Genomic DNA, 9,888 nt, shown 5'->3' with positions numbered 1-9,888 from the left:
TCTTGAACTGCAACTACCTTAACAATTGTGTCTTTTTGTACAACTGCAAATGCAGAGTCGATTTTCTGTAATGTGGTATCTGATTTAACACTGGTTTTCGATACCATGGATGACTTACATCCGATGGAGGAAGCTGCAATTAACGCACTATAGAGTAGGGTTTTTATCCAACTAGACCAATGCATACATTAATCCAATGGAATAGTCTCTTGTTGAGAAATCTCAATTAATTTCTCATACTCCTCATTATCAAGATCTCTTTGGAAGAAATTAATGGGGTTGATTGGTTTGAAATTATAAAGTACTTCATAGTGTAAGTGTGGTGCTTCTGATCTCCCAGTGCTGCCAACATAGCCAATTACCTGACCTCTCTTAACACTCTCACCACGTGAAACAATGTACTGGGTGAGGTGGGCATACCTTGTCTGGTATCCATAACCGTGGTTTACGAATAAAACATTGCCATAGCTGCTTGACCTATAGGCTGCAGTGACGATACCATCACCTGTGGCATAAACAGGGGTGCCAGTAGGGGCAGTAAAGTCTAACCCTTCATGTTCATGCCATTTTTTAAGAATCGGATGAAACCTTCTGCCAAAAGTAGTATGTAGTCGTGTTAGCTCTTTGTTATTGATGGGCTGTATTGCAGGCCTTGATGCCCACATTCTCTCTTTTTCACTAAGCAAGTCTGAAATCTGATCATAAGACTTACTTTGTATGTATAACTTTTTCTTTAAGTTGTCTACATCCTGATAGGCGGTGATAATGAGCTTAGGTTCTTCCAATTCTTGCTCAACCAGTTTCTCATACTTGTTATGACCACCAACACCACCTTCTCTTATTGTTGCAGGAATAGGTTCTGTATCTAAAATTACCCGATAAATATTATCATCCTTAAATTGAAGCTCATCAACGTGGCTGTAGGCATTTTTCAACTTTTCATTCAATACTTCATAATCTAATTTGAGTGAAGTATTAGCTTCTAATAAAACAGATTCTTTTAATGGAGTGAAGTTAACTCGGTAGGCATAGATAATACCCAGGGCCATAATAAGTGAAACCGTGAAGAATCCTAATATATTCAGAAACATAGCACCTTTCGTAACCTTGATGGGCTCGTATTTGCACGTTTCTGTATTATAATAGTACCTGATTTTGGCCATGATTTATTGTTGATTCTTAGTTTAAAAAATTAATCGAATGATTGGTTTTCACGAGCAGCAAGCTCGGTTAGTTTAACATAGTCTCGATTATTCAAGCCATTTATAACAAAATTGATTGGGTCTATTTTCTTTCCATTTTTAATAACTTCATAATGCAGGTGTGGTGCGCTGGAACCCCCAGTGCTGCCTACTTTTCCAATAACCTGACCCCTTTTAATTACATCCCCTACGTTCACGCTTACTGAATTTAGATGTGCATAGCGTGTTACATACCCAAAACCATGATCAATTTCAATATAATTGCCATAGCCGGTTTCGAGGTAACTGTTGATTTTAACAAATTTCACTTTGCCATTACCAGTGGCATATACTTCTGTGCCTCTGGGTGCGGCATAATCCAACCCCTCATGTTTCACTCTTGCTTTATGAAAAGGGTTGATTCTATTACCAAACCCTGAAGCTAATTTTGTGTAATTAGGATTATGGATTGGCTGAATGGCCGGGATGGCAGCCAGAAGTTCTTCATTTTCTTTAGCCAACGCCATAATTTCATCAAATGATTGGTTAACTATACTCGCCTTCCTTTTTATTTTATCTATCTGGTTGCTCATACCGGCAACCAACTTTGTATCCCTTAAACCTTTTTCAATTATGTTTTTATATTCTACTGCTCCACCATGTCCCGCATTTAAAACACTGGCGGGAAGAGGTTCAGCCTCATATATTTTTCGGTAGATATTATTATCACGCTCATTCAACGCAGTAATGACGTCTTCCACCTCGGTAAGCTCGCTTTGCAGCACTTTATAATGTTTTCGCAGCTCTTTATTCTCTTTTTTTAGCTTAGCCTCGGTAGGGCTTTCAAAGTAGGTATTATATATCACTACCATAGTAACAGACATTACTAAAGCCACAGCCAAAAACCCCAAAAAATTCAATATAACATCGGATTTTGTGATTTTCGCTCGCTCGTAACGGCAGGTCTCGGTATCGTAGTAATATTTTATTCGCGCCATGTAAAATCTAAGCTAAAACTCTTACTTTTGTGCCTCTTTGATCAAGAACATTAAAAAATTGCGCTTTCAAACTAAAAATTAAGCCGTTTGACTAACGCAATATATTCATTTTTCTTGGAATATTACAGTCGGGTGCAAATTTATCATTTTTTTTTATAATCCATGGATTCTAAGGCGGTTAGACAAAAATTTCTAAACTTTTTCATTAACAAGAAACATCAAATTGTGGAATCAGCTCCGCTGGTAAATAAGAATGATCCAACTCTTATGTTTACCAATGCAGGGATGAATCAGTTTAAAGATTATTTTTTAGGCAATGAAAAATCGAAATATCCTCGTATTGCAGATACTCAAAAGTGCCTAAGGGTTTCTGGGAAGCATAACGATTTGGAAGAAGTAGGGCTGGATACCTACCACCATACGATGTTTGAAATGCTGGGCAACTGGTCGTTTGGTGATTATTTTAAGAAAGAGGCCATTGAATGGGCATGGGAGTTATTAACTGAGGAATATAAACTGCCGAAAGACAGATTGTATGTAACTGTCTTTGAAGGGGATAAAGATGATAATCTTGGGCTTGACCAAGAAGCTTATGATTATTGGAAGGCCATAATTCCAGAAGATAGAATTTTATATGGCTCTAAAAAAGACAACTTCTGGGAAATGGGTGACCAAGGCCCCTGTGGGCCATGCTCGGAAATACATATTGATTTACGCTCAGAAGAAGAGATAAAAGCAAAGCCAGGGAAAGAACTCGTAAACAATGATCACCCACAAGTGGTGGAAATTTGGAACCTTGTGTTTATGGAGTTTAATAGAAAAGCTTCTGGAGAGTTAGTGAATTTACCTGCAAAGCATGTAGATACCGGAATGGGCTTTGAAAGGCTGTGTATGGCCATTCAGAACAAAAGATCCAACTACGATACCGATGTATTTGTCCCACTCATAGATTATTTGGCAAGTAAGGCCAATGTAAATTATGGCACCAGCGAACAGACTGATATTGCGTTGCGTGTAATTTCAGATCATGTAAGAGCCATCACATTTGCGGTGGCTGATGGCCAATTGCCTTCGAATACTGGTGCTGGATATGTGATCAGGAGAATTTTGAGAAGGGCAGTGCGCTATGGGTTCACATTTTTGAATTTTAAAGAACCGATCATTTTTGAATTGGTGGATATTTTAGATCAGCAGATGGGGGATGTGTTTAATGAAATACGTGCCCAAAAGGATTTCATTAAGAAAGTTATTGAGCAGGAAGAAGCTTCATTTTTAAAGACTTTAGAAAATGGTTTAAAAAGGATAGATACCATCAAAGAAGTGATGGAATCTGTGGGTGAGTCAGTGATCAATGGTAAAACAGCTTTTGAATTGTATGATACATTTGGTTTTCCGTTAGACTTAACATCGCTAATTGCCAGAGAAAGCGGCCTATCTGTTGATGAAAAGGGCTTCCATGAAGAAATGGCCAAGCAAAAAGAGCGTTCGAAGGCAGATGCAGTGAAGGAAACAGGCGATTGGACTGTACTTGACCAGGTAGAAAAAGTGGAATTCCTTGGCTATGATGATTTGACAATAGAGGCTAGAGTGATACAGTATAGAACTGTTAAGCAAAAAGGCAAAGAAGTTTATCAACTAGTGCTGGATAAAACACCGTTCTATGCTGAGAGTGGTGGACAGGTGGGTGATAATGGATATCTGGAGTCTGAAAATGAACGATTGAAAGTACTGGATACTAAAAGGGAAAACGATCTGATTATTCACATTGTAGAAAATCTGCCTGCTAATGTTAAGTCAACCTTTAAAGCGACTGTAAATAAAAGTAAGCGTTCAGAAACTATGAGTAATCATACTGCTACACACTTGTTGCATCATGCGCTACGTGAAGTATTAGGTACCCATGTAGAACAAAAGGGCTCATTGGTAAATGAAAAAGAACTACGATTCGACTTCTCTCATTTCCAGAAAATGACGGATGAAGAAATTTTGAAAGTAGAGCAGATGGTGAATCAAATGATTCGTGAAAACCTTTCACTTGAAGAGTCAAGGAATACACCCATTGGCAAAGCAAAGGACATGGGCGCCATGGCACTTTTTGGAGAGAAATATGGAGACTTTGTTCGTGTGATTAAGTTTGGTGATTCTGTGGAATTATGTGGAGGAACACATGTTAAAGCTACCGGCAATATCGGCTTTTTTAAAATAGTATCGGAAAGTTCTATTGCTGCTGGTGTGCGTAGAATTGAGGCAATAACAGGCAAAAAAGCTGAAGACTACGTAACTGAGCAGTTGGAGTTGATTAATGAGGTAAAAAATATTCTGAAGGCTCCGAAAGATGTTAAAGCTTCAATTAAGCAATTAGTTGAAGAGAAAAATCAACTCGAAAAGGAAATCCAAAAACTACATGCTGGCAAAGCGGGTGATTTAAAGAAAGAGTTACTCGACTCAAAAATAGAAGAAAATGGATTGGTAAAAATCATAGGCAAGGTAGATTTACCTTCTGCTGATTCTTTAAAACAGATTTCATTCGAACTTAAAAACGAGCTTTCCAATTTATTTTTGGTGCTTGCAGCCAATATTGATGGTAAACCACAGATATCTGTGGTTATTGGTGAACAACTTATTAGGGATAAAAATCTCAATGCTGGAAATATAGTCAGAGAGTTGGCGCAGGAAATTAAAGGTGGAGGCGGTGGCCAACCATTTTATGCTACGGCTGGAGGTAAAGACCTTAGTGGGTTAGACAGAGTGGTGGAGAAAGCGCTAAAAATGGTCTAATTGCTAGATGGAGGATCGCGTAAAAGCAAAATATGATGTTATTATTGGTCTGGAAGTGCACGCCCAGCTGAATACCCAATCCAAAATATTTAATTCTGATTCTACTGCATTTGGTAACAAACCCAATGCAAACATCAGTGAAATAACGCTGGCTCATCCCGGTACTCTTCCTAAATTGAATAAAAAGGCCTTAGAGTACGCGATTAAAATGGGGCTAGCCTGTCAATCAACCATTTCTCGGGAAATGATTTTTGACAGAAAGAATTATTTCTATCCCGATTCACCTAAAGGGTATCAAATTACCCAAGACAGAACTCCGGTATGTGTTGGTGGCCAATTAGTTATAACTAAGAGCACTGGCGAAAAGCGCGCCATACAACTCAATCGAATTCACCTTGAAGAAGATGCCGGTAAATCAATTCACTTAGACGGAGAAGAGGACTCATTGATTGATTTTAACAGATCGGGAGTGCCATTAATAGAGATTGTGACTGAACCTGTTATTCACACCTCTGAAAATGCGCAAGCCCTTTTGACTGAGATTCGAAGGTTGGTTCGTTACCTTGAAATATGTGATGGAAATATGGAAGAAGGCTCTCTTAGGTGTGATGCAAACATTTCTATCATGCCAAAAGGAGCAACCGAGTTTGGAAAGAAGGTGGAGATCAAAAACATGAACTCTATAAAAAGTGTGGGTAAAGCCATTGATTTTGAAATTGATCGACAAATCGGGCTTGTAGAAAAAGGAGTTTCGATTGCTTCAGAAACCCGTGATTTTAATGCTGAAACGGGTGTTACAACCGGTATGCGTACGAAAGAGGAATTGAATGACTACCGCTATTTCCCTGACCCTGATTTGAGTCCGGTGCATGTTTCTGAAGAATGGCTAGCCGAAATAGAGGCACAGATGCCAGCAATGCCTTGGGAACTACTGAACAAATTTATCGGTGAATACGGCTTACCGGAGTATGATGCCAATGTACTTATTGATGACAAGAATACTGCTGTTTATTTTCAAGATGTTTGTAAATACACTCACAATTTTAAAGCAGTTTCAAATTGGTTGATGGGGCCTGTAAAATCCTATTTAAATGAAAAAGGTCTTGATATAACAGCATTGAAATTATCACCAGAGAAATTGGCAGAATTGATATCTTTGGTGGAAGACAATAAGGTTAGTTTTTCGATTGCTTCGCAGCGATTGTTACCAGCATTGGTAAACACAGAAAAGCCTGTGGCAGCACTAGCCAAAGAATTAAATCTGATACAGGTAAGTGATGTTAGAGCGATAGAGGAGATCGTTGTAAATGTGTTGGATGCGTATCCTGATAAAGTAAAGGCATACAGGAGTGGAAAAAAAGGTCTTTTAGGTATGTTTGTAGGTGAGGTAATGAAAAGGAGTAAAGGAAAGGCCGACCCGAAGATAGCCAACGAACTATTAATTAATAAGCTGAGTTAGTCCATTATGTTTATCATAGAAAAAAAAGTTTTGAAAGCAATATCATTAATTATAGCAGTAGTATTCTTTATTACAGCATGCACATCTGGCAATGGAAATAGCCAAAATCAGGAGGTAGAGGGGATTACCATCTCTGGGGTAGTGTCGTATCCACAATCCGGTGAAATCACACTTGAAAAATACGAGAATAATCAACCTGTGCCATATGATACCTTTCAGCTTGACGAAAATTATTCGTTTAAAAAGATAGTAAACATAGAAGAACCTGGATATTACCGATTGAATTTTTACAATATTCAATTTGTGAATGTGCTTCTCAACGAAGATGATATCAGCGTACGCGTAGATGGTAATAATAGGGCAGGGTTCGCTGAGGTTTCCGGCTCGTCCGATCATGATTTTATTAAAAAGGTGCAAGAAATGAGTTCTGAATTCCAGTCTTCGGCCGAGGTTCAGGAGATCAATCAAAAGTTTACGCAGGCCAGAAGCACTAATGATTTGGAAGCCATGACCGCTGTACAAGACGAGTACATGGCATTGGATGATGAATTCAAAAAGAAAATTGCAGCAATGGTTGATTCTGCGGGAGCCACGTTGGGCGTATTAGAGGTTTTACGTTCAGGCCGAATGTTAGATAAAGACAAGCATTATGATTTGTTTATAAAAATTGCTGAAGAAGCAAAAACTGAGCTTCCAAACTCGGAGGTAGCCCAGCAGTTTATTGCAGATGTTGAAGCGAGCAAACAATTGGCCATTGGTCAGGTTGCTCCTGAAATAGCCTTGCCAAACCCAGAAGGTGAGGTGGTGCCATTATCTTCTTTAAGAGGCAACTATGTGTTGGTAGATTTTTGGGCGAAGTGGTGTGGCCCTTGCCGTAAAGAAAACCCCAATGTTGTGAGAATGTACAATAAATATAATGACAAAGGTTTTGAGGTGTATGGCGTATCATTAGATAGAAAAAAAGAAGACTGGCTACAAGCCATTGAGCAGGACGGACTTCATTGGACACAGGTTTCAGATTTAAAATATTGGCAGAGCGCAGCGGCAAAAACGTACAATATAACGGCCATTCCATTTGCACTATTGCTTGACCCGGAAGGTAGAATTATTGGTAAGAATTTAAGAGGCAGAGCGTTAGAGCAGAAGTTGGAAGAGATTTTTGGGGAGGGGTAGCCTCACTTCATAATTTAATAATATTCCCTCATATTTAAGATTCAAGAAATAGTTAAGTTTGCAGTTTGATTTGAGTAAACCACTACTAATGAAGAATTGCATTCACCTCTTTCTCTTTCTATTCTCGTTTTCAGCATATGCCCAAATCCCTGCAGGCTATTATAATGATGCTGAAGGTTTGACTGGTTATTCTTTAAAAACGGCACTTCATAATATCATTGATGACCATAATGATCAGGGTTATAATGCGCTTTGGAGTTTATATGAAATTTCAGATGTGAGAGCTGACGGTAAGGTATGGGATATTTATGCTGATTGTGACTTTGAATTTGGAAAAGCATCAGAAGGTGGTGGTGATCAGGATGAGGGTTCTGGTGGAACAGTCGAGTGTGATAAATTTAACCGAGAACATACATTTCCTCAAAGTTGGTTTGGTGGATCTGGCATAATGCGCAACGACCCTTTCCATGTTTTACCAACTGATAAAAAAGTAAATAGTGTTAGAGGTAACTTTGCATATGGAGAAGTTTCTAATCCAACATATACGTCAGGCAATGGATCAAAATTGGGGTCCAATATTTACCCTGGATACGCTGGGATAGTATTCGAACCTATTGATGAGTATAAGGGTGATATTGCCAGGGGCTATTTTTATATGGCTACAAGATATGAAGACCTAATCGATGGTTGGGAATTCAATGATGATGACGGTAATGCAATGTTAAATGGCACAACAGATCAGGTGTATGAAACCTGGGCTCTTAATATGTTAATTGAGTGGCATTCAAATGACCCAGTGAGTCAAAAGGAAATAGATAGAAACGATGCTATTTATGATTACCAAGGTAACAGAAACCCGTTTATTGATCACCCTGAATATGTAGCATGTATCTGGCAAAGTGATTGTGGAGGTGCAAGCCCAACACCTTCAATATCTGTCGATGAAAACTTGACAGATTTCGGGACAGTTGCCTTCGGTAATGTTTCAACCACACAATCATATGCATTTTCCGGATCAGACCTTACGGCTAACCTGGAAATTACAGTTTCAGATAACTTTCAAATAGCCGAAGTAGATAATGATGCTGACTATACTAAGGCTATTTCTATAACACCTACGAGTGGTTCAATCACCAATAAAACCATATTCGTTAGATTTAATCCAACATCTGAGATTAATGGTGTTGTTAACGGGCAAATTGTTCATTCTTCTACTGGTGCCTCAGATGTAACTATTAATGTATCTGCTGCAGAACAATCTGATGTTCCGCCACCATCAATCAGTTTATCTAAGACCAATTTAGAATTTGGAACAATAGCGTTTGAAAGTGCTTCCACAGCTCAATCTTATACAATCAATGCTAATGACCTCACTGCAGACTTAGTTATCACAAGTTCAAACAGCTTTGAGATTAGTTTAGAGAATGCAGATCAGAATTATGGTAATTCGCTGAATATAATTCCAGAATCAGGTTCTATTGCTGATCAGGTGATATTCGTTCGATTCAAACCTGCTGCTAATACGAATGCTTTAATTGAAGGAACAGTATCCCACACAAGTGCAGGTCTTGCCGAGCAGGTGATTAATGTATCAGGAACAGAAGAAGCAGACGCACCTGCTACACCAGAAATTAACTTCAATTTTAACCAACTTATTGTACGTGATAACAATACCTATGAAGTAAAACTTTTTTCAGATGTCGCTCCAGCACAAGATATGAGTGTAACTATTAGTCAAAATAGTGTGGTTAATATGGCATCATCTGATTTCATGACCACACCTTCCATTACAAATGGTATCGTAGAATTAACCTGGGAGTCAGGTGTAACAACCGCAGCGTTTGATTTTAAGGTTACTAATAGCAATCTTTTTGCAGAAGCTTCAGTAAAATCTATGGGGTTTGTTCTTAATTCATCTTCAGATAACAGTTATTCAATAGGTACGAATAGCAGCATTACTCTATTTATTGAAGGTGAAGTTATTAATACAGTAGAAAGTGAACAAAGTCATTCATTCCTTACATACCCAAATCCAGCTACAGACGTACTTAATATTCAAATAGAAGCCACAGAATTTGAGTATTCAATTCTAAATTTATCAGGTAAAACTATCATCACTGGTTCACAAAATAATAAGACAGATATTGATGTAAGTAACTTATTATCAGGTGTTTACATACTTAGGTTAAGTACAGCTAAACGCGTAACATCCAGCCTGATAGTCATTGAATAATACGTTGAAAGCTTCTTAACATTTTAGTAACCTTATAGTATTTCGATATTACATGGGAATGGTTTA

General features: G+C 38.3%; 7 protein-coding genes. 4 read left to right on the top strand and 3 right to left on the bottom strand.

The features are described from left to right. From RLO81_RS12425 to RLO81_RS12415, 3 genes are all read right to left on the bottom strand, one after another. The coding region (locus RLO81_RS12425; RefSeq protein WP_350111968.1) for a hypothetical protein at nt 1–185 on the bottom strand (185 nt) is incomplete at its 3' end. Nucleotides 186–188: 3 nt separating this feature from the next. Beyond that, a complete protein-coding gene (locus tag RLO81_RS12420; RefSeq protein WP_350111966.1) occupies nt 189–1,163 on the bottom strand; it encodes a M23 family metallopeptidase in 975 nt (324 codons plus the stop codon). Between the two features lie 29 nt (nt 1,164–1,192). Next, nucleotides 1,193–2,179: a M23 family metallopeptidase gene (locus RLO81_RS12415; RefSeq protein ID WP_350111964.1), complete on the bottom strand. Its 987-nt coding sequence runs from the start codon at nt 2,177–2,179 to the stop codon at nt 1,193–1,195. 162 nt (nt 2,180–2,341) lie between these two features. Between RLO81_RS12415 and alaS the strand changes: the two genes are divergently transcribed. The 4 genes from alaS (at nt 2,342) to RLO81_RS12395 (ending at nt 9,822) form a co-directional block, all read left to right on the top strand. Beyond that, nucleotides 2,342–4,957, top strand: a complete 2,616-nt coding sequence (gene alaS / locus RLO81_RS12410) for an alanine--tRNA ligase (protein ID WP_350111962.1) — start codon at nt 2,342–2,344, stop codon at nt 4,955–4,957. Between the two features lie 7 nt (nt 4,958–4,964). After that, nucleotides 4,965–6,416, top strand: a complete 1,452-nt coding sequence (gatB, locus tag RLO81_RS12405; RefSeq protein WP_350111960.1) for an Asp-tRNA(Asn)/Glu-tRNA(Gln) amidotransferase subunit GatB — start codon at nt 4,965–4,967, stop codon at nt 6,414–6,416. A gap of 30 nt (nt 6,417–6,446) precedes the next feature. Further along, nucleotides 6,447–7,589 (top strand): redoxin domain-containing protein, encoded by a 1,143-nt coding sequence (locus RLO81_RS12400; protein WP_350111958.1) that lies wholly within the window; start codon nt 6,447–6,449, stop codon nt 7,587–7,589. Nucleotides 7,590–7,677: 88 nt separating this feature from the next. Further along, nucleotides 7,678–9,822: an endonuclease gene (locus RLO81_RS12395; protein ID WP_350111956.1), complete on the top strand. Its 2,145-nt coding sequence runs from the start codon at nt 7,678–7,680 to the stop codon at nt 9,820–9,822. Nucleotides 9,823–9,888 lie beyond the last annotated feature (66 nt).

The organism is Fulvivirga sp., assembly GCF_040220315.1.
Lineage (GTDB): Bacteria > Bacteroidota > Bacteroidia > Cytophagales > Cyclobacteriaceae > Fulvivirga.
Note: the sequence above shows the minus strand (reverse complement) of the source record. Positions and strands in the feature narration are given on the sequence as shown.

What these genes read in the sequence shown, in the direction of transcription:
- RLO81_RS12420 (WP_350111966.1), bottom strand. Translation starts at nt 1,163, where the DNA reads ATGGCCAAAATCAGGTACTATTATAATACAGAAACGTGCAAATACGAG.
- RLO81_RS12415 (WP_350111964.1), bottom strand. Translation starts at nt 2,179, where the DNA reads ATGGCGCGAATAAAATATTACTACGATACCGAGACCTGCCGTTACGAG.
- RLO81_RS12395 (WP_350111956.1), top strand. Translation starts at nt 7,678, where the DNA reads ATGAAGAATTGCATTCACCTCTTTCTCTTTCTATTCTCGTTTTCAGCA.
- gatB (WP_350111960.1), top strand. Translation starts at nt 4,965, where the DNA reads ATGGAGGATCGCGTAAAAGCAAAATATGATGTTATTATTGGTCTGGAA.
- alaS (WP_350111962.1), top strand. Translation starts at nt 2,342, where the DNA reads ATGGATTCTAAGGCGGTTAGACAAAAATTTCTAAACTTTTTCATTAAC.